Raw genomic sequence first — 18,107 nt, forward strand, 5'->3', positions numbered from 1 at the left:
AGCCGGGCGCTCATGGGAGCCGCCGCACTGTCTGCTCAGGCAAAAGCAGAACTGGAGGAGACCGGATTGGGATGGAAGAACACCCTCTCCCGGATTGGTCCTACAGCTACCTCGCCAATTTCCTCATAACCCTGGCGTTGGTAAAAGGCCAGGTAGTGCTCGTTGCCGGTGTCCAGCACCACACCTTGGGTGCCAGGGTCCTCTGCGCACCAGTCATGAACAGCTTGTAACAATTGCTCACCGTAGTGCTTGCCCTGAAATTGCGGGTGCACGCCCAACAGCGGCAGCACATGCACCTGATCGGTGGGCAGGCAGCTGGCCAGGGCGGCCTGGTAGTCCATGTAGCGGCGTGTGCAGCGCAGGCCGGTACCCAATACCATACGCAGGCGCCAGGCCCAGCTGTCGGCCACCCCCAGCCGGCGCAGCGGCGGCACGATCAGCGCCAGGGCGATCAGGCGATCCTCCAGCAGCAGGCCGATGGCAGGCAACTGCAGATAGAAATGCTGGCGTACCCATTCGCGCACCATCACCCGCAGGCGCTGCTCATAACCTGGGCGTTGGGCCTCGAAGATGTAGGCGAAGGTAGGTTCATGACGGTAGGCGTTGTACAACAGCGAACGCGCCTCGCGGCTGTAGCCATCATCGAGCAGGCAGACTCGGGCCGGAACGGCAGTGGTTTCGGGCATTGCGGGCAGTCCTCCTGGAATGGGCGTACGGTGCCCTGGGAAGGACGTTAGCAGCAGCCTGCCGAAGCCGCCATGCTGGTGATGGCAAGCGATGTCGGCTAGCATCGCGCCTTTTACCAGGATTGTCTTTCCATGAAGATCGTCTGTTTCAACATCAACGGCCTGCGCGCCCGCCCGCACCAGTTGGCGGCGCTGATCGAAAAGCACCAGCCGGACGTGATCGGCCTGCAGGAAACCAAGGTCAGTGACGATCAGTTCCCGCTGGCCGACGTGCAGGCGCTGGGCTACCACGTGCATTACCATGGTCAGAAGGGCCACTATGGCGTGGCCCTGCTGTCGCGCCAGGCGCCGCTGAGCCTGTACAAGGGCTTCGCCAGCGATGAGGAAGACGCCCAGCGCCGCTTCATCTGGGGCACCTTCGCCGATGCCGAAGGCAACCCGATCACCATCATGAACGGCTACTTCCCCCAAGGTGAAAGCCGTGACCACCCCACCAAGTTCCCGGCCAAGCAGCGCTTCTACAGCGACCTGCAGGCGCTGCTGGAAGGCCAGTTCCGCAATGACCAGCCACTGTTGGTGATGGGCGACATGAATATCTCGCCGCAGGACTGCGACATCGGCATCGGCCCGGACAACGCCAAGCGCTGGCTCAAGACCGGCAAGTGCAGCTTCCTGCCAGAAGAGCGCGAGTGGATGGAACGTTTGAAAGGCTGGGGGCTGGTGGACAGCTTCCGCCATCTGTACCCGGAGGTGACCGACCGCTTCAGCTGGTTCGACTACCGCAGCCGCGGCTTCGAGGACGAGCCCAAGCGCGGCCTGCGCATCGACCTGATCATGGCCTCGCAGCACCTGGTGCCGCGGATCAAGGATGCGGGTGTGGACTATGAACTGCGCGGGATGGAAAAGCCCTCGGACCATGCGCCGATCTGGCTGGAATTGAGCTGATCGCCCAGGGCTGCTACGCAGCCCATCGCCGGCAAGCCAGCTCCCACAGGTACTGCCCATGGTTTGGGGTCAATACGGTCGGGGTGGGAGCTGGCTTGCCGGCGATGGGCCGCAAAGCGGCCCCGAAATGACAGGAGTGAAGACGGTTCAAGCAACCTTCCTTGCTTACAACCCCAACCGCAACGCCTCCCCCACCCCCGCCCCGCGTACATCGTCCGCCGCGCTGACCAGAGCAAAGTTGTAGGCCCCATGCGACCAATACCTCGCCTCCAGCTGGCCATCCACGCGATGCCCGTCCGGCATGCGCCGATAGTGATCACCTGGTGAGCGCAGGAACAGGCTGATGCGCTGGCCCTTGGCATCCTCGAACACCAGCAACGCCGCCGGCCCCTGCTCATTGCTGAGCAGGCGCGCGCCCACCGGTTTGAAGCCATAACCCGCCAGGTCCGGCAACTGGCCCACGCGGCTGAAATGGCGCCCCAGCCAGTCGCGCAACCGGCCCGGGTCGCTGGCCTGGATATCCAGGGCCTGGCTGCCGGCGAACAAACGGTGCGCCTGGACGGCATCTGCCATCGGCAGGTCGCCACGCGCCAAGGTCGCGTCGCGCACCTGCCAGCCGCCCAGGCCGCCCACACCGACCGCCAACAACAACACCGCCGCCGTGGCCCAGCGCCGCTGGCGGCGTTGGCGCAATTGCCGGCGCAACTGCCTCAGGTCCAGCTGCGCAGCCCCTGGCACATCGCCAAACCCGGCCAGCGCCGTACGCAGGCGGCGAGCGTCGGCACGCCAGCCCTCTACCTTGGCCGCAGCCTGCGGGTTGGCCGCCAGCCAGGCCTGCACCTCGGCCCGGCGCACAGGCTCCAGGCGTTCGTCGACGTAAGCATGCAATTCATCTTCGCTGGGGATCAGGCGGGTCATTTCAGTCTCCGCAAGGCCGGTGGCTGTGGGTTGCCCTCGGTCAGTTCGCGCAAGGCATTGCGGGCGCGCGACAGGCGCGACATCACAGTGCCGATCGGAATGCCCAGGGCCAGGGCGGCCTCCTTGTAGCTCAAACCTTCGATGCTGACCAGCAGCAGCAACGCCCGCTGCTCAGCTGTGAGCCGGGCAAAGGCCTGCAAATCGGCCTGGGCCAGCACAATCGCCTCGAGGTTGCCGCCGACCGGCTCGTCGTCGCGCTCGGCGCGGCCGAACCAGGACAACCAGCGCGCATGCAGGCGCTCACGGCGCTTACCGTCGAGGAACAGCCGATACAGGATGGTGAACAGCCAGGCCCGCAGGGCATCGGCGTCGCGTTGCTGGTCGCGCCGGCTCAAGGCCCGCTCGACCGTGGCCTGCACCAGGTCGTCGGCGCTGCCCGACTCACGGGTCAGCCACACGGCAAAGCGGCGCAGGCGGGCCAGCAGCTCGCGCCACTGGTGGTCGTCCAGATCATGCATGGCAAAGTCCCGGCCTTTGGGGCTGTCAGTGTAAGAGGCAGACGCCTGTGAGGAAATTTTATTCCCGGCGAGGGAATAAGTTTTTCCCTGCGCCGTCGTACCTGCACCTTCACTGAACCGGACCATCACCATGAACTCACCCCTGCACGGCCCGGCCAAGGCCCTGCGCCTGGCCGCCATCGGCGCCGTGGTGCTGGGCGCGGGCGCCGCCTTTGCCTATGCCGCCGGCTGGCTCGGCGAGCCCCGCCTGACCCCGCAGCGCATCATCGACACCTTCGAAGCCCAGGCCGGGCATTACCCGGGTTACCGCAAGAACCACGCCAAAGGCCTGTGCGTCAGCGGCTACTTCCAGCCCAGCGGGCAGGCCGCCAGCCTGTCCACGGCGCGGGCGTTCAGCCAGCCGCGGGTGCCGGTGACCGGCCGTTTCGCCATCGGCGGTGCCAACCCGTTCGCGCCGGACACCGGCATACCGGTGCGCAGCCTGGCCATCGAGCTGAGCACCGACGACGGGCAGGTCTGGCGTACTGGCATGAACAACCCTCCGGTGCTGGCGGTAAGCACGCCACAAGCCTTCTATGAGCAAGTGCTGGCGGGGGCGCCAGACCCGGCCACCGGCAAACCGGACCCGGGCAAACTGCAAGCGTTTTTCGCCGCCCACCCGGAGAGCGCGGCGTTTCGCCAATGGGCGGCGGGCTACAAGCCCAGCAACAGCTTCGCCAGCACGCAGTACCACAGCATCAACGCCTTTCGCCTGATCGACGCAAGCGGCGCGGCTCACCCCGTGCGCTGGCAACTGGAGCCGCAAACAGCGTTTGCCGCACTGCCTGGCCAAGTCGATGACAAACAGTTCCTGCAGCATGACCTGCAGCAACGCCTGGCCCAAGGCCCGCTACGCTGGACCCTGCGCCTGGTGCTGGCGGAACCTGGCGATGCGGTGGACGACCCTGCCAGCCCCTGGCCTGCCGAGCGGCGCAGCGTGGACGCCGGCACGCTGGTACTGGAGCAGGTCGACGGCCCCGAGCAAGGCGCCTGCCGCGACCTCAACTTCGACCCGCTGATCCTGCCTCATGGGATCCAGCCCTCCGCCGACCCGATCCTTGCCGCCCGTTCTGCCGCCTACTCGGAATCCTTCAACCGCCGCAGCCGCGAATCGCTCGGCACCGGAGCCCACCCATGAAAACCGACGCCTTCCACCCCCTCGCCCGCCTGTTGCACTGGCTGATGGCCGTGCTGATCCTGGCGATGCTGTTTATCGGTGTGAGCATGGTCGTCGACCTTTCGCCGCGCCACCCCGTGCTGATCGGGTTGCACAAGGCGACTGGCCTGGCCTTGCTGGTACTGGTGCTGCTGCGCATCGGCGTACGCCTGGCACTCCCCCACCCGGCCCTGCCGCGCGACCTGCCTACCGTGCAACGCTGGGCCGCCGGGGCATCCCACGTGGTGCTCTATGGCCTGATGCTTGCCATGCCGCTGCTGGGCTGGGCCATGCTGTCGGCTGGTGGCTACCCGCGCCCGCTGGGCTTGCCGGCGATCGCCCCGCATGACCTGCAGCTGTATGCCGTGCTGCGTCAGGCCCATGGCTGGGCCGGCTACCTGCTGTTCGCCACGGTGCTGGTGCATGTGGGCGCGGCATTGGTGCACGCGTGGGTGCGCCGCGATGGCGTGTTGCGTAGCATGTGGCCTGGCCCACTGCGCCGCAGCGAATGATGCTCGGCAGCCCAGGGGCCGACAGTCGATAACGATTCCTAACAAGATCGGCTTTTTCTATTCGCCATACCACCCCGGACTGCCCTATGAATGCCGCAAAGGATCCTGCCACACTCGCACCCACCAGCACCCTGGACTTGCGCCCCCTGCTGCTGGCCAACATGGCGTGTACCATGTCGATGATGGCCTTCGTCGCCCTGATCGGCCCGATCGCTCGCCAGCTCGGCATGGCCACCTGGCAAGCTGGTGCCGCCGTGACCGTGGCCGGCGTGATCTGGGTACTGCTGGCGCGGCCCTGGGGGCGCGCCGCAGACCGCCTGGGCCGACGGCGCATCCTGCTGCTGGGCAGCGCCGGCTTCACCCTCGCCTACTGGCTGCTGTGCCTGTTCGTCGAAGGCGCGCTGCGCTGGCTGCCGGGGGCGACCCTGGCCTTTATCGGCCTCATGGTCGCGCGCGGTTGTATTGGCGCTTTCTATGCTGCTATCCCGGTAGGTTGCAATGCGCTGATCGCCGATCATGTCGAACCGCAACGACGCGCCCGGGCCATGGCCTCGCTGGGTGCGGCCAATGCCGTCGGCCTGGTGGTTGGGCCGGCACTGGCGGCGCTGCTGGCGCGGCATAGCCTGAGCCTGCCGTTCCATATCATGTCGCTGCTGCCGGCCAGTGCCTTCCTGGTCCTTCTGTTCACCCTCAAGCCGCAAGCGCTGCCGCACAGCCATGCCCCCAGCCCGGTGCGGCTGAACGACCCGCGCCTGCGCCGGCCCTTGCTGGTGGCGTTCAGCGCCATGCTCAGCGTCACGGTATCGCAGATCATTGTCGGTTTCTTTGCCCTCGACCGCCTGCACCTGGGCCCTGCCGAAGCTGCCCAGGCCGCCGGCATCGCCCTGACCACGGTAGGTGTGGCGCTGATCATGGCGCAGGTGCTGCTGCGCCAGCTGGAATGGCCGCCGTTGAAGATGATCCGGGTTGGTGCCACGGTTTCGGCCCTGGGTTTTGCCTGCGGCTCGCTGGCCACCACGGCGCCTTGGCTGTGGGTTTGCTATTTCGTCGCGGCGGCTGGCATGGGCTTTGTCTTCCCGGCGTTTTCGGCGCTGGCGGCCAATGCCATGCACGCCTCCGAGCAAGGCGCCACGGCCGGCTCCATCGGTGCTGCCCAGGGCATGGGCGCAGTGATCGGGCCGCTGGCCGGCACCCTGGCCTATGCGCTCGATCCACGCTTGCCATTCCTGGCGGTGGCGGCGCTGTTGCTGCTGGTCGGCTTATGGCCGATGCCACGCGATCAGCGGGCCTGACAAGCACAGCGCGCAAGCGTGCAGAGTGTGTTTTAATGCGCATCGCTCATTATTATTGACACCTCTGATTACAAGGCGGCTATGGACACGGGGACGCGACTCAAACTGGTGCGTGAACGCAACAACCTCTCCCAACGGGAACTGGCCCGCCGCAGCGGGCTGACCAATTCGACGATCTCGCAGATCGAGCAGAATCGCGTCAGCCCTTCGGTCAGCTCCCTGAAAAAACTGCTCGAAGGCATTCCGATGAGCCTGGCGGAGTTCTTCAGTTTCGACGAGCCGGTGCGCGAAGAGCGTTACGTGTTCCGAGGCGGCGAACAGCCAGACCTGGGCCGCAACGGCCTGCGCATGCTGCTGGTTGGCGCCAGCGTCGAAGGCCGGCAGATGCGCATGCTGCGTGAACTGTATGCACCGGGTGCCGATTCGGGCGAACCGATCGTGCATGCCGAAGGCGAAGAGTGTGGCCTGGTCACCCGCGGCACCGTCGAGTTGTGGGTCGATGGCCAGGTGAGCGTGCTCAACTCGGGCGACGGGTACTACATCCCCACCACCCTGCCGCACAGCTTCAAGAACATCGGCCCGGACGAGGCCGAGATCATCAGCGCCAATACCCCGGCGAACTTCTGATTGCGTGGTGAAGGGGCTGCCCTTTCCCAGCCCCGACGTACGCGGTCTTTGTGGGAGCGGGCATGCCCGCGAACACCGGCGCAGCCGGTGCCAGGCACCGTGCGGGGGCCTTCGCGGGCACGCCCGCTCCCACACGCACTCAGCTGGAACGGCTGCTTGCGCCCTCACGCAGGGCCTCTTCGACAAAGTCCAGGCGGTCCTGGCCGAAGAACATCTGGTCACCGACAAAGCAGGTCGGCGCACCAAACACCCCGCGCGCCACGGCCTCTTCGGTCACGTGCCTGAGCGCAGCCTTCACCTCCTCATCAGCCGCCAGCGCGCGAAATGCCTGCGGGTCGAAGCCGCCCTGGCTGAGCGTATCGTCGAGGACGGCGCTATCGCCCAGGTTGCGGCGCTGCACGAAAAGGCCATTGAACAGCACCCCCAGTAACGCCTCGAAGCGCTCCGGCGAACGCAGCTGAGTGCCCACTGCCCCGCGCATCAGGGTCAAGGTATTGACCGGGAACCCCGGCGGCAGCTCGAACTGAACCCCGTAGCGGGTGGCGAAGCGCGCCAGGTCGGTAAACATGTAACGGCCCTTGGCCGGGACCATGACCGGCGAGGCATTGCCGGTGGCCTGGAAAACCCCGCCCAGCAGCATCGGCCGGTAGCGCAGCGTGGCCCCTTGGCGGGCACACAGTTCAGGCAGCTGGGTCCAGGCCAGGTAGCTGGCCGGGCTGCCAAGGTCAAAAAAGAAGTCGACAGTCTTGTGCATGGTTACGGTCCTTGCTTGGTGAAAAGTGCTTACCAACGTTCCAGCCAGGGGCGCAGGTCCAGCTCGAAGGTCCACGCGTCGCGGGGCTGGGCGTGCAGGAACCAGTAGCTGTCGGCGATATGGGCCGGGTCAAGGATGCCATCCTGATCTTTGAGGGCGTAGCGCTCGGGGAAATTGTCACGGATAAAAGCAGTGTCGATGGCACCGTCCACCACCACGTGGGCGACATGTATGTTGCGCGGCCCCAGCTCGCGCGCCATGCTCTGCGCCAAGGCACGCAGGGCGTGCTTGGCCCCGGCGAATGCCGCAAAGCCCGCCGCGCCACGGGTGCCAGCGGTGGCGCCGGTGAACAGGATGGTGCCGCGCTCGCGCTGGACCATGCGCCGGGCCACCGCCTGGGCGGTGAGAAAACCGGCAAAACAGGCCATTTCCCAGATCTTGAAATACTTGCGCGGGGTTTCCTCAAGTACGCTACAGGGCACATTGGCACCAATGTTGAACACAAAGGCTTCGATCGGGCCGATATCACGCTCGATGGTTTCGACCAGCGCCGCTACCTCCTCCTCCTTGCGCGCATCGGAGCCAAAACCGTGGGCCTGGCCACCAGCAGCGCGGATATCGTCCAGCAGCGGCTGCAACTTTTCTGCCTGGCGCCGGGTAACACAGGCAATGTAGCCCTCGCGGGCAAAGCGCTTGGCGATCTCGCCGCCAGTAGCATCCCCCGCACCAATCACGAGCACCACTTTTTGTTGTTCTGCCATGCCTGCCTCCATTGGTGAATGATCGTTTAGTAAACGAACGCTATGTTATGATCGCCGCTATCGTCAAGCCCGCCAGCAGAGGCAAGTGAATGCGCTACACCAACGAACACAAGCAGCAAACCCGCGAGCGGCTGCTGGCCAGCAGCGGCGCGCTGGCCAAACGCGGAGGCTTTTCCAGCACCGGCGTGGCCGGGCTGATGAAGGCGATCGGCCTGACCGGCGGCGCCTTCTACAACCACTTCCCGTCCAAGGACGACCTGTTCACCGAGGTCGTGCGGCAAGAACTGTGCAACAGCCCGCTGGCGCGGCTGGCCAACCAGGAGGCCAGCCGCGAACGCCTGGGCCGTTGCCTGCAGCAGTACCTGAGCCTGGCCCACCTGCACAATGCCGAAGGCGGCTGCCCGCTGCCGCCATTGGGGGTGGAGATTGCCCGGGCCCAGGCCCCCGTGCGCGAGGTGGCCGAGCATTGGCTGGTGGAACTGCACCGGGCCTGGAGCGCGACCCTGGAGGACGACGAGTTGGCCTGGGTGCTGATCAGCCAGTGCGTCGGCGCCTTGCTGGTTGGGCGCATGCTGGCCACTGAAAGCGTGCAGTCGCAAGTACTGGACGCCAGCCGCCACTTTGTCGAGAAGGCCCTGCATGAAGCGGATTAGTCTACTGCTGGGGCTGCTGGGGCTGCTGCTGGCCCTGCCTGCGTTCGCCGAACAGGCCTGCCCGCCGGGGCAGTACCAAGTGTGCCTGATGGGGTGTTTCTGTGCGCCCATCGACCCCGGGCAAGCCGGGCAGATTTTCAAGGACGTGGAAGTGCTGGCTTCTTCCAGCCTGACTTACGCCTTGCAGCAGGCTCGCGACGAAGCCACTGCCAGCGGCGTCGAGCCGATCCCGTTGCATATCCGTGCGCAACTCGAACCCTGGTATGACTTTGCAGTGCTCGACGCGGCGCGCTTCCGGGTGGGTGACGAACAGCAGATGAGCGCGGCCAATGCGCTGCTGCAGAACCCTGACGTGAACGCCGTGACGCTGATCGACACGATCATCTTCCGCCGCCCCGCCGATGCCGAGGACAACGTCGCGTTGTGGGCGCACGAGCTCAAGCATGTGCAGCAGTATCAGCAGCTGGGTGTGGAAGAGTTCGCCCGGCGCTACACGCGCAACTACGACGACCTGGAAGCGCCGGCCTACAAGATCGAGGCCGAGGTAAGCAAGGCGCTGCGCGAGCGTGGGTCAGGGCAGGCCAGATAGGCCAGTGCCCTGTCAGGACGCCGCAGAAGCCTCTTCAGCCACCGGCTCACGGCTGGCATAACGTTGCGCCAGCACCGCACAGACCATCAGCTGGATCTGATGGAACAGCATCAGCGGCAGGATCATTGCGCCAATGCCACTGCCGACGAACAGCACCTGCGCCATTGGCACCCCGGTAGCCAGGCTCTTCTTCGAACCGGCAAACAGGATGGTAATGCGGTCTTCCAGGTCAAAGCCCAGCAGCTTGCCCAGCAGCCGGGTACCGTACAGCACCACCGCCAGCAATATCCCGCACACGGCAAACAACCCGGCCAGGTGCTGCGGCGATACCGTGTGCCACAGCCCGGTGACCACCGCCTCGCTGAACGCGGTATAGACCACCAGCAGGATCGAGCCTTGGTCCACTACCTTCAGCCAGCGCGCGTTGCGCTTGACCCAGGCGCCGATCCAGCGCCGGGCGACTTGCCCGGCCACGAACGGCACCAGCAGCTGCAGGGTGATCTTCAGCACTGCGTCCAGGCCAGAACCGGTATCACCGCTGGCCCCCAGCAACAGCGTCACCAGCAACGGCGTAAGGAAGATTCCCAGCAGGCTGGATGCCGCCGCGCTGCAGATGGCCGCCGGCACGTTGCCACGCGCCAGCGAGGTGAAGGCAATGGCCGACTGTACGGTAGCCGGCAACGCACACAGGTAGAGCACGCCCAGGTACAGTTCGTTGCCCACCAGCGGCACGAACAATGGCTTGAACGCCAGGCCCAGCAGCGGGAACAGCACGAAGGTGCAGGCGAACACCAGCAAGTGCAGGCGCCAGTGCCCGGCACCGGTGATGATCGCCTCGCGCGACAGCTTGGCACCGTGCAGGAAGAACAGCAGGCCGATGGCCAGGTTGGTCAACCAACCGAAATACACCGCGCCGTCGCCCGAGCAAGGCAGCACTGTGGCAATCAGTACCACCCCGAGCAAGGCCAGGGTGAAATTGTCGAATAACATGCGCAAATACTTCATCACAGTTTCCGTCTTGTCATTGTGCAAGGGCAGACGATAAGGTCTCCGGCTTTTCGCCGCTAACGCCGGAACCCCCACCGGTGTCGCTCAACGGACACGCTCCAGCAAAGGACCCGCCCATGCCCTTCTCCCGCCTGGCTGCACTTGCAGCTGCCATCACCCTCACCCTGGGCCACAGTGCCGCAAAGGCCGACGACCAGTTGCAGGCCAAGGTAGACCAGATCATCCGCCCGCTGATGCAGGCGCAAGGCATCACCGGCATGGCCGTGGCGATCTATGCGCGCGACCATGCGCACTACTTCAGCTATGGCGTGGCCAGCAAGGCCGACAATGTGCCGGTCAGTCGCGACACGCTGTTCGAGATCGGTTCGCTGAGCAAGACCTACACCGCCACCTTGGCCGCACTGGCCAGTGCCGAAGGCAAGCTGGACCTCGATGCCCCGGCCAAGCGCTATCACCCGGCCCTCGCCGGCGCCCCCATCGGCGACGCGAGCGTGCTGGAACTGGGCGCCTACAGTGCCGACTGCCTGCCGTTACAGTTCCCCGACGCGGTGCAGACCCCGCAGCAGGTGGTCGATTTCTTCCGTCATTGGCAACCCCGCGCCAAACCTGGCACCCAGCGCTGCTATTCGAACCCCAGCCTGGGCTTGTTCGGTGACCTGGCTGCGCGCGCACAGCACCAGCCTTTTGCAACGCTGATGAGCGAGGGCCTGCTGAAACCGATGGGCCTGGAAAACACCTATCTGCAGGTCCCGGCCAGCGCCCAGGGGCTGTACGCCCAAGGCTACGACAGCGCCGACAAACCGGTGCGTGTCGGCCCGGGCCCCTACGCCGACGAAGCCTACGGCATCAAGACCAGCGCCAGCGACCTGCTGCGCTATGTGCGCCTGCACATGCAGCCGGCGGGCCTGCCACCGGCGCTGGCGCAAGCCACGGCCATTACCCGGCGGGGCTACTTCCAGGTCGGCGCCATGATCCAGGGGCTGGGCTGGGAGCGCTACCCCTACCCGGTCATGCTGAGCACACTGGTCGATGGCAACGGCCCGCAGCTCATCCGTGAACCGCAGGCCACCACGCGCTTGCAGCCAGCCCTGCCACCGCTGCCGGCAGCCTGGTACAACAAGACCGGTTCAACCAATGGTTTTGGCGCCTACGCCGCCTTCGTACCCGCCGAACAGCTGGCCGTGGTGTTGCTGGCCAACCGAAACTACCCGAACGAAGTCCGGGTGCGCGCTGCTTTCGACATTCTGTCCGGGCTGTAGTGCGGGCAGCGATTGTCGAACAAAACGACACGATGTAGTGAGAAAAAATATTCACTACAAAATGGTTGACGCCGTTCATCGCCCTTGGGCATGATGAAGCTGTCTCCCCGATCGGGAGCGGTGGCAAGGGTGTTCCAGACGGCCTGCGCGGTAACGCAGGCCGTCCGTGGAGAGGGAAACTGTCCAAAAGGCAGCGTGAGAAAGCCCCTGTTGCGATGCTGCTGTAGCAGCCTTGGTAGTGCGCTACACCGTGGTAGCGCCAACTGTGAAAAATCACCTACGACTGGGTAATGGGGGCTTTATGATGAACCTGAACAACAATCCGACTATCGACCAACTGGCCCAGCTGTTCGCGGTACGCAAGGACAGCCTTGACGACCATCTGCTGTGGGTCAGCCAGACCGGTGAAGTGCGCCTCGACCGCCTGCCACCGAACACCGTCGAAGATGAATTCGAAGAGCACCTGCCCAGCATGCGTGCCCGCTTCAAGGTCTACCGCCGTGGCCAAGGCTACGTCGGCAAGAAGGCCGCCGCCGACACCGAGTTCGTTGGTCGCGTCCTGCAGACCCTGCAACAAGAATGGCCCGCTGCCCGTGAGCAGCAGGCAGTCAAGGTGATCGAACCGCTTAACTGAGGGTTCCCAGCCTTACCTGAGCCCGGCCGCATAGGCCGGGCTTTTTCATGCCTGGCGCCTGCGGGGTTCCGGCAGCGGCAGGGCACCGGTTGCCATCGCCCGGGCGCGGTCAACGCCCCACACCAGAGCGCGGGTCATGGTCTCGCCTGGCCGCGTAGGGTAATACTCCTCCAGCAATGCTCGCCCATCACTGGCATAGAGCCCCAGAAACAGTTGGGTCGCCCCCAGGCGCGACAAACGCACCTGCACGTCCAGCGTGGTGCCGTCACTGAGCGCTTCATCATGGCAGCGGCTGTGCAGCTGGGCGTCGGCCCACTGCCAATAGGTCTCTTCCCTGACTCGCATGAGCATTCAATCCTCCGTTGCTGGAATGCCGCGCAAGAAAACCACAGCCTTGGCCATCCTGCGAGCGCTACCCGGCGATTCCATGAGGCGGATCAAGAAAAGGCAATAAAAACCCCGCCACTCGGCGGGGTTGTGCTGGAGCGGGATCACTTCTTCAGCGGAACCCGCGGCATGAAGCGGCCTTTTTTGCTGCGCTGCAGGTGTGCAGGCTGGAGCTGTTCGGAATCATCCAGCGTCATGTGGGCGAAGCCCAGGCGAAATGCCGCCTGGCCGCAACGCACCTGGCTATTGATCGGGAACACGTCGTTCAGGTCTTCGAAAAAGGATTCGCTCATGCCCTGTCTCCCTCCAGTGGCGGACGCGTCGGCAACCAGAACAGTTGCTCAACCAAACGCGACCTGTGAAAGTGAGACTAGCTGGTCATTTGTGGACCGCTTGGGCTAAAGCCCCGGACCCGACCAGCGGCAGACCGCTCTACTTCAAGCGCACCGCCGTGCCGGTAGCAAATACCACGACCATGCCGCCCTGTACCGACGGCATGCTGATCTCGAAATCCACCCCCACTACCGCATCGGCTTGCAACTGGCGTGCCCGCGCCTTCAGTTCTTCGGTGGCCTGTTCCCGGGCCTCGCGCAGTGCGCTTTCCAGGGTTTGCGAACGGCCACCGAAGAAGTCGCGAAAACGTGCAAAGAAATCGCGCACGAAGTTGATACCCTGCACCGATTCGGAGCTGACCACGCCCAGGTATTCGGCAATCGGGCGGCCTTCAAGCTGGCTGGTGGTGGAAATGATCATGGGGTGCGCTCCATTGGCCTGGCAAAAGAGGCCGATTCTAACAGAGCGCAATGCCCCTCGCAGATACGCCTCCAATGTGGGAGCGGGCGCGCCCGCGAAGCAGGCACCGCATTGGTTGGCACGGGCTTCGCCCGTGTTCGCGGGCACGCCCGCTCCCACAGGGACCGCGCAGGCTTGAGGGGGCGACTACGCGCTGACCGCGCGCAGCCGTTGGCCAATGCGGGCGCCAAATACATTCACCAGCAACCCGGCCATCACCAGCAAGGCGCCCCAACCCTGGGTCGCGGTCAAACGCTCACCCAGCAACAACGCCGACGAGCTCAGGCCAATCACTGGCACCAGCAGCGAGAACGGCGCTACCTTGCCCGCCGGGTGGCGCGACAGCAGTTTGCTCCACAGGCTGTAGCCGAGCATGGTGGCGACAAACGCCAGGTAAACCAGGGCCAATACCGAACTCCAGCCGATATTGGCCAGCGCATGGCCAATGCGCTCCGGCCCCTCCAGCCACCAGGAGAGTGCCAGGAACGGCAGTGGCGGGATCAGCCCGCCCCAGATCACCAGCGCCACCAGGTCAACCGAGCCAAAGCGCCGCGTAATGATGTTGCCCAAACCCCACATGGCGCCGCCGCACAGGGTTAGTACCAACGCCAGCATCGGCACATGGCCACCGTCTTCGCTGCCGATAAGCGCCAGGCCGCTGGCTGCCACCAGCAGCCCCAGCACGCTGGCCAGGCGCAGCCGCTCACCGAGAAACAGCGCGGCGAAGCCGAGGGTAAAGAACGCCTGGGACTGCAGGATCAGCGAGGCCAGCCCCGGTGGCATGCCGCTATACATGGCCTGGAACAGGAACGCGAACTGCCCCAACGAAATGGTCGCACCGTAGGCGATCAGCCAGCGCCAGGGTAGCTTGGGCCGCTTGACCAGCAGGATCGCCGGAAACGCCACCAGCAGGAAACGCAACGCCCCCAGCAACATCGGCGGCAAGCCATCGAGGCCAACCTTGATGACCACGAAGTTGACTCCCCAGGCGACAATCACCACCAGGGCGATGAGCAGGTCCTTGAGCGGCATTGCGACTTCCTTCTTCAGGCGTTTCAGACATATTTCGTTACAGCATAAGGTTATTCCGCAAACCGGGACCCGTACAGTTGCAGCCCATCATTGTGCAACACCACCACTGTTCCACTCGTTTCTCGGTGCGTTGAATTCGTTCATCCTGGTCCTGCTGACGTGAAAGCCTAGTCGCGCACAGTAAATAAATTGTTTGATTTTTTACTGTGGCTGCATTTTTATAGGGAAAACAAGAACGACAGCGCACCGGAGCCGCCTGTATGCAGACCGCCTTCCCTCACCTGTTCGACGCCTTGCAGATCCGCGGCAAACGCTTGAAAAACCGCATCATGTCAACCGGCCACGACACCTGCCTGCCCACCGACAACCTGGTCAACGACAAGCTCATCGCCTACCAGCGCGCCCGCGCTGCTGGTGGTGTCGGCCTGATCGTGCTGCAGGTGGCCGGGGTTCATGACAGCGCCCGCTACACCTCGCATGTGCTGATGGCCACCGACGATGCCTGCATCGACGGCTACCGCCAGCTGGCCGAGGCCTGCCATGAGCACGGTACCGTGGTGCTGTCGCAGCTGTTCCACCCCGGGCGGGAGATCATGGAATCGGCGGACGGCTTGCTGGCGGTGGCCTACTCGGCATCCGCGGTGCCGAATGAACGCTTCCGGGTGATGCCGCGCGCACTGGACCAGGCGATGATCGACGGGATCGTCCAGGGTTATGCCAGCGCTGCACGCCGCCTGCACCAGGCCGGGCTGGACGGCGTTGAAGTGGTGGCTAGCCATGGCTACCTGCCCGCGCAGTTTCTCAACCCACGGGTAAACCAGCGCACAGATGGTTACAACGGTGAACTGGAGCAGCGCCTGAGGTTCCTGCGCGAAGTACTGGCCGCCGTGCGCGCGGCCACCGACGAACAGTTCATCATCGGCCTGCGCATCAGTGCCGACGAGCGCGACAGCCAAGGGCTGAGCGAGGACGAGTCACTGGCCGCCGCGGTTGCCTTGCAGGGCCAGCTCGATTACCTGCACATCGTTGCCGGCACGTCGGCGTCCCTGGGTGGTGCCGTACATATCGTGCCACCGATGGCCATCGAGCCCGCATACCTGGCCCGGGAGGCCGGCACCTTCAAGCAACGCCTGGGCATCCCGCTGTTCGTCACCGGGCGCATCAACCAGCCACAGGAAGCCGAACTGATCCTCGCCCGTGGCCAGGCCGATGTCTGCGGCATGACCCGCGCGCTGATCTGCGACCCGCAAATGCCGAACAAGACCGAGCATGGCCAGGTCGAGGACGTACGCGCCTGTATTGCCTGCAATCAGGCCTGCATCGGCCACTTCCACCGTGGCCTGCCCATTTCCTGCATCCAGCGGCCGGAAACCGGCCGCGAATTGCAGTATGGGCAACTGACACCCACCACCCGCCCCAAACGCATCCTCGTGGCCGGCGGCGGACCCGCCGGCATGAAAGCCGCCGCCGTGGCCGCGGCGCGCGGGCACCAGGTCACGCTGTACGAGGCGGGCCCGCAGCTCGGCGGGCAGGTGCTGCTGGCCCAGTTGCTGCCTCGGCGCAGCGAGTTCGGTGGCGCCAGCACCAACCTGCAACGGGAACTGGCCCTGGCGGGTGTGGAAGTGGTGCGCAACACCCGGGTCGATCGCGCACTGGTCGAGCGAGAACGCCCCGACCTGGTGATCGCCGCCACCGGTGCCACCCCCTACTGGCCAGCCTTCGAGCGCACCGGTGAGCTTCAGGTAGTGGATGCCTGGCAGATACTGCGCAACGAGGCAAAGCCGGGGCGTTCAGTGCTGGTGATCGACTGGCGTTGCGACTGGATCGGCCCTGGTATCGCCGAACGCCTGGTGCGCGAGGGCCACCAGGTGCAGCTGGCGGTCAATGGCACCCACTGCGGCGAAAGCCTGCCGCTGTACGTGCGCGACCAACTGGCCGGCGAGCTGCATCGCCTGGGTATCCCCATCACACCGTACGCCCGTCTGTACGGCTGCGACGACAACACGGTGTACCTGCAGCACACCGCCAGCGGCGAACCGATGATCTTCGAAAGCATCGACACCCTGGTGCTGTGCCTGGGCCATCAACCGGAAGACCGCCTGGCCACGGAGCTGGCCGGCCTTGTGGAGGTGCGCCGCGTTGGCGACTGCCTGGCGCCACGTACCGCCGAAGAAGCGATCCATGATGGCCTGACGGTTGCCTGGGCACTCTGAGGCTGTACATACTGCGGCTTTTACGATGGACCGACGTGCATGAGCCAACTCCCCCAGCCCCCCGCCAGCGAAGCCGGGGGCGCCGCGCCGCAGTTTCTCGGCAGCCGCATTCGCGGCCTGCGCAAGCGCCGTGGCATGACCCTGGCGGAGCTGGCCACGCACAGTGAACTGACCGCCGGCTACATCAGCCAGCTGGAGCGCAACCTCTCCTATCCCTCGATCCCGGCGCTGTTCAACATCGCCCGCAGCCTGGGGGTGACCATCCAGTGGTTCTTCGCCAGTGAAGCCACCACTGCGCCCGAGGACCAGGGCTATGTGGTACGGCGCAACAGCCGCCTGAGCGTGCATTACGAAGATGGCATCGTCGATCAGCTGCTCACGCCCCAGCCCAACCGCCAGCTGGAAATCCTGCATTCGCGCTTCCCTCCGGGTAGCTACAGCCAGCAGAGCTACAGTCATGACGGCGAAGAGGCCGGCTACATCCTCAGCGGCAGCTTCGAGCTGTGGGTCGGCGAGCGACATTTCCAGCTGGGCGAAGGGGACAGTTTCAGCTTCTCGAGCCAGGAACCTCACCGCTATGGCAACCCAGGCGAGGTGGATGCCGTGGTGATCTGGGTGATCACGCCGCCAACATTCTGAAGCATGCGGGCGACGCTTGCGCAAAACAGCAGGATCAGGCAGCAGCGAACAGCTCGTTGGCAATCTGCGCCTGGGCAGCATCGATCGCCTGGCTGCGGTGCTCAGGGCCGTAGGCCAAGCCATGGGCGCGGACGATTTCCAGGTCGGTGACACCGATGAAGCCGAGGAACACCTTAAGGAAGTCCTCATGCCCGGCGCCAGTCGGCTGGCCAGCGTGCAGGCCACCGGCGGTCGACACCAGCACGACCTTCTTGTTGCCGCACAGCCCTTCCGGGCCGGCTTCGGTGTAGCGGAAAGTCTTGCCGGCGACAGCAACGCGGTCGATCCAGGCCTTGAGCTGAGTCGGCACGGTGAAGTTGTACATCGGCGCACCGATCACCACGGCATCGGCGGCCAGGAACTCTTCCAGGGTCTCCGCGCTCAGCTTGGCTTCAAAGGCCTGAGCTGCATCACGCATGTCTTCCGGGGTGCCAGCCGCTACCAGGGTAGCCGCAGAGAAGTGGGCGATGGCGTCAGCGGCCAGGTCGCGGTACACCACTTCCACGCTCGGGTCGGCGGCTTTCCAAGCTTCGACCACTTCGCGGCTCAGTTGGCGGGAGGCGGAATTGTCGCCCAGGATGCTCGAATCGATATGCAACAGTTTCATGGGACTCTCCTGTGAATGAAGACCGCGACGTGGGGCGATCACGATGA

The 18,107-nt window shown here is 65.0% G+C and carries 22 protein-coding genes; 11 read left to right on the forward strand and 11 right to left on the reverse strand.

All coding sequences use genetic code 11. The annotated features are described in order from the left end of the window. Positions 1 to 35: 35 nt before the first annotated feature. A complete protein-coding gene (locus CAF70_RS22245; RefSeq protein WP_085626598.1) occupies positions 36 to 686 on the reverse strand; it encodes an N-acetyltransferase in 651 nt (216 codons plus the stop codon). A gap of 132 nt (positions 687 to 818) precedes the next feature. Between CAF70_RS22245 and xthA the strand changes: the two genes are divergently transcribed. Next, positions 819 to 1,631, forward strand: coding sequence for an exodeoxyribonuclease III (xthA, locus tag CAF70_RS22250; protein ID WP_085626599.1), 813 nt, complete (start codon positions 819 to 821; stop codon positions 1,629 to 1,631). 165 nt (positions 1,632 to 1,796) lie between these two features. Here xthA and CAF70_RS22255 read toward each other — a convergent pair whose 3' ends face one another. Together CAF70_RS22255 and CAF70_RS22260 are read right to left on the reverse strand one after the other, a co-directional pair. Beyond that, positions 1,797 to 2,549 (reverse strand): anti-sigma factor, encoded by a 753-nt coding sequence (locus CAF70_RS22255; protein ID WP_085626600.1) that lies wholly within the window; start codon positions 2,547 to 2,549, stop codon positions 1,797 to 1,799. Further along, positions 2,546 to 3,067, reverse strand: a complete 522-nt coding sequence (locus tag CAF70_RS22260; protein ID WP_085626601.1) for a sigma-70 family RNA polymerase sigma factor — start codon at positions 3,065 to 3,067, stop codon at positions 2,546 to 2,548. The genes CAF70_RS22255 and CAF70_RS22260 overlap by 4 nt, the downstream gene beginning before the upstream one ends. 124 nt (positions 3,068 to 3,191) lie before the next feature. Between CAF70_RS22260 and CAF70_RS22265 the strand changes: the two genes are divergently transcribed. The 4 genes from CAF70_RS22265 to CAF70_RS22280 all read left to right on the forward strand — a co-directional run bounded on the left by CAF70_RS22265 (position 3,192) and on the right by CAF70_RS22280 (position 6,693). Further along, a complete protein-coding gene (locus tag CAF70_RS22265) occupies positions 3,192 to 4,244 on the forward strand; it encodes a catalase family peroxidase (RefSeq protein ID WP_085626602.1) in 1,053 nt (350 codons plus the stop codon). Next, positions 4,241 to 4,774, forward strand: a complete 534-nt coding sequence (locus CAF70_RS22270) for a cytochrome b (RefSeq protein WP_085626603.1) — start codon at positions 4,241 to 4,243, stop codon at positions 4,772 to 4,774. Before CAF70_RS22265 ends, CAF70_RS22270 begins: the two co-directional genes overlap by 4 nt. An 86-nt stretch (positions 4,775 to 4,860) precedes the next feature. Next, a complete protein-coding gene (locus tag CAF70_RS22275) occupies positions 4,861 to 6,066 on the forward strand; it encodes an MFS transporter (RefSeq protein ID WP_085626604.1) in 1,206 nt (401 codons plus the stop codon). An 81-nt stretch (positions 6,067 to 6,147) separates the two neighbouring features. Next, positions 6,148 to 6,693 (forward strand): cupin domain-containing protein, encoded by a 546-nt coding sequence (locus CAF70_RS22280; RefSeq protein ID WP_003248033.1) that lies wholly within the window; start codon positions 6,148 to 6,150, stop codon positions 6,691 to 6,693. Positions 6,694 to 6,832: 139 nt separating this feature from the next. On the opposite strand, the gene CAF70_RS22285 is transcribed toward CAF70_RS22280, so the two are convergent. Both CAF70_RS22285 and CAF70_RS22290 read right to left on the reverse strand, forming a co-directional pair. Beyond that, on the reverse strand, positions 6,833 to 7,447 hold the full coding sequence (locus CAF70_RS22285; protein WP_085626605.1) for a 2-hydroxychromene-2-carboxylate isomerase: 615 nt from the start codon (positions 7,445 to 7,447) through the stop codon (positions 6,833 to 6,835). Positions 7,448 to 7,476: 29 nt separating this feature from the next. After that, positions 7,477 to 8,208: an SDR family oxidoreductase gene (locus tag CAF70_RS22290; RefSeq protein WP_085626606.1), complete on the reverse strand. Its 732-nt coding sequence runs from the start codon at positions 8,206 to 8,208 to the stop codon at positions 7,477 to 7,479. Between the two features lie 89 nt (positions 8,209 to 8,297). Here CAF70_RS22290 and CAF70_RS22295 point away from each other — a divergent pair, with 89 nt between their 5' ends. Further along, a complete protein-coding gene (locus CAF70_RS22295) occupies positions 8,298 to 8,861 on the forward strand; it encodes a TetR/AcrR family transcriptional regulator (RefSeq protein WP_085626607.1) in 564 nt (187 codons plus the stop codon). Continuing rightward, positions 8,848 to 9,450 (forward strand): DUF4157 domain-containing protein, encoded by a 603-nt coding sequence (locus tag CAF70_RS22300; RefSeq protein WP_085626608.1) that lies wholly within the window; start codon positions 8,848 to 8,850, stop codon positions 9,448 to 9,450. Before CAF70_RS22295 ends, CAF70_RS22300 begins: the two co-directional genes overlap by 14 nt. A 12-nt stretch (positions 9,451 to 9,462) precedes the next feature. On the opposite strand, the gene CAF70_RS22305 is transcribed toward CAF70_RS22300, so the two are convergent. Continuing rightward, positions 9,463 to 10,455, reverse strand: a complete 993-nt coding sequence (locus tag CAF70_RS22305; RefSeq protein WP_085626609.1) for a bile acid:sodium symporter family protein — start codon at positions 10,453 to 10,455, stop codon at positions 9,463 to 9,465. A 119-nt stretch (positions 10,456 to 10,574) separates the two neighbouring features. Here CAF70_RS22305 and ampC point away from each other — a divergent pair, with 119 nt between their 5' ends. Beyond that, complete coding sequence (gene ampC / locus CAF70_RS22310) at positions 10,575 to 11,717, forward strand: class C beta-lactamase (protein ID WP_085626610.1); 1,143 nt, start codon at positions 10,575 to 10,577, stop codon at positions 11,715 to 11,717. 301 nt (positions 11,718 to 12,018) lie between these two features. Then, positions 12,019 to 12,351 carry a hypothetical protein gene (locus CAF70_RS22315; RefSeq protein ID WP_003253895.1) on the forward strand — a complete coding sequence of 111 codons (333 nt, stop codon included), beginning with the start codon at positions 12,019 to 12,021 and terminating at the stop codon, positions 12,349 to 12,351. Between the two features lie 45 nt (positions 12,352 to 12,396). Here CAF70_RS22315 and CAF70_RS22320 read toward each other — a convergent pair whose 3' ends face one another. The 4 genes from CAF70_RS22320 to CAF70_RS22335 form a co-directional block, all read right to left on the reverse strand. Beyond that, positions 12,397 to 12,702, reverse strand: a complete 306-nt coding sequence (locus CAF70_RS22320; RefSeq protein WP_085626611.1) for a hypothetical protein — start codon at positions 12,700 to 12,702, stop codon at positions 12,397 to 12,399. Positions 12,703 to 12,842: 140 nt separating this feature from the next. Continuing rightward, on the reverse strand, positions 12,843 to 13,031 hold the full coding sequence (locus CAF70_RS22325) for a hypothetical protein (RefSeq protein ID WP_085626612.1): 189 nt from the start codon (positions 13,029 to 13,031) through the stop codon (positions 12,843 to 12,845). Between the two features lie 139 nt (positions 13,032 to 13,170). After that, complete coding sequence (locus CAF70_RS22330) at positions 13,171 to 13,491, reverse strand: YbjQ family protein (protein ID WP_003258990.1); 321 nt, start codon at positions 13,489 to 13,491, stop codon at positions 13,171 to 13,173. Positions 13,492 to 13,677: 186 nt separating this feature from the next. Beyond that, positions 13,678 to 14,562: an EamA family transporter gene (locus tag CAF70_RS22335; RefSeq protein ID WP_085626613.1), complete on the reverse strand. Its 885-nt coding sequence runs from the start codon at positions 14,560 to 14,562 to the stop codon at positions 13,678 to 13,680. A gap of 260 nt (positions 14,563 to 14,822) precedes the next feature. Between CAF70_RS22335 and CAF70_RS22340 the strand changes: the two genes are divergently transcribed. After that, positions 14,823 to 16,775 carry an FAD-dependent oxidoreductase gene (locus CAF70_RS22340; RefSeq protein WP_085626614.1) on the forward strand — a complete coding sequence of 651 codons (1,953 nt, stop codon included), beginning with the start codon at positions 14,823 to 14,825 and terminating at the stop codon, positions 16,773 to 16,775. Between the two features lie 39 nt (positions 16,776 to 16,814). Beyond that, the gene (locus CAF70_RS22345) at positions 16,815 to 17,414 is read left to right on the forward strand and encodes a helix-turn-helix domain-containing protein (protein WP_025339404.1); all 600 of its coding nucleotides are present in this window, start codon (positions 16,815 to 16,817) and stop codon (positions 17,412 to 17,414) included. Positions 17,415 to 17,448: 34 nt separating this feature from the next. On the opposite strand, the gene CAF70_RS22350 is transcribed toward CAF70_RS22345, so the two are convergent. Continuing rightward, the gene (locus CAF70_RS22350; protein WP_049277030.1) at positions 17,449 to 18,060 is read right to left on the reverse strand and encodes an FMN-dependent NADH-azoreductase; all 612 of its coding nucleotides are present in this window, start codon (positions 18,058 to 18,060) and stop codon (positions 17,449 to 17,451) included. Positions 18,061 to 18,107: the final 47 nt, after the last annotated feature.

Source organism: Pseudomonas sp. B19(2017), assembly GCF_002113165.1.
Taxonomy (GTDB): Bacteria; Pseudomonadota; Gammaproteobacteria; order Pseudomonadales; family Pseudomonadaceae; genus Aquipseudomonas.

Coding starts and splice junctions, on each gene's coding strand:
- CAF70_RS22245 (WP_085626598.1), bottom strand. CDS start 686: ATGCCCGAAACCACTGCCGTTCCGGCCCGAGTCTGCCTGCTCGATGAT.
- CAF70_RS22275 (WP_085626604.1), top strand. CDS start 4,861: ATGAATGCCGCAAAGGATCCTGCCACACTCGCACCCACCAGCACCCTG.
- CAF70_RS22350 (WP_049277030.1), bottom strand. CDS start 18,060: ATGAAACTGTTGCATATCGATTCGAGCATCCTGGGCGACAATTCCGCC.
- CAF70_RS22285 (WP_085626605.1), bottom strand. CDS start 7,447: ATGCACAAGACTGTCGACTTCTTTTTTGACCTTGGCAGCCCGGCCAGC.
- CAF70_RS22335 (WP_085626613.1), bottom strand. CDS start 14,562: ATGCCGCTCAAGGACCTGCTCATCGCCCTGGTGGTGATTGTCGCCTGG.
- xthA (WP_085626599.1), top strand. CDS start 819: ATGAAGATCGTCTGTTTCAACATCAACGGCCTGCGCGCCCGCCCGCAC.
- CAF70_RS22340 (WP_085626614.1), top strand. CDS start 14,823: ATGCAGACCGCCTTCCCTCACCTGTTCGACGCCTTGCAGATCCGCGGC.
- CAF70_RS22300 (WP_085626608.1), top strand. CDS start 8,848: ATGAAGCGGATTAGTCTACTGCTGGGGCTGCTGGGGCTGCTGCTGGCC.
- CAF70_RS22260 (WP_085626601.1), bottom strand. CDS start 3,067: ATGCATGATCTGGACGACCACCAGTGGCGCGAGCTGCTGGCCCGCCTG.
- CAF70_RS22305 (WP_085626609.1), bottom strand. CDS start 10,455: ATGAAGTATTTGCGCATGTTATTCGACAATTTCACCCTGGCCTTGCTC.
- CAF70_RS22325 (WP_085626612.1), bottom strand. CDS start 13,031: ATGAGCGAATCCTTTTTCGAAGACCTGAACGACGTGTTCCCGATCAAT.
- CAF70_RS22290 (WP_085626606.1), bottom strand. CDS start 8,208: ATGGCAGAACAACAAAAAGTGGTGCTCGTGATTGGTGCGGGGGATGCT.
- CAF70_RS22320 (WP_085626611.1), bottom strand. CDS start 12,702: ATGCTCATGCGAGTCAGGGAAGAGACCTATTGGCAGTGGGCCGACGCC.
- CAF70_RS22330 (WP_003258990.1), bottom strand. CDS start 13,491: ATGATCATTTCCACCACCAGCCAGCTTGAAGGCCGCCCGATTGCCGAA.
- CAF70_RS22315 (WP_003253895.1), top strand. CDS start 12,019: ATGATGAACCTGAACAACAATCCGACTATCGACCAACTGGCCCAGCTG.
- CAF70_RS22345 (WP_025339404.1), top strand. CDS start 16,815: ATGAGCCAACTCCCCCAGCCCCCCGCCAGCGAAGCCGGGGGCGCCGCG.
- CAF70_RS22255 (WP_085626600.1), bottom strand. CDS start 2,549: ATGACCCGCCTGATCCCCAGCGAAGATGAATTGCATGCTTACGTCGAC.
- ampC (WP_085626610.1), top strand. CDS start 10,575: ATGCCCTTCTCCCGCCTGGCTGCACTTGCAGCTGCCATCACCCTCACC.
- CAF70_RS22295 (WP_085626607.1), top strand. CDS start 8,298: ATGCGCTACACCAACGAACACAAGCAGCAAACCCGCGAGCGGCTGCTG.
- CAF70_RS22270 (WP_085626603.1), top strand. CDS start 4,241: ATGAAAACCGACGCCTTCCACCCCCTCGCCCGCCTGTTGCACTGGCTG.
- CAF70_RS22280 (WP_003248033.1), top strand. CDS start 6,148: ATGGACACGGGGACGCGACTCAAACTGGTGCGTGAACGCAACAACCTC.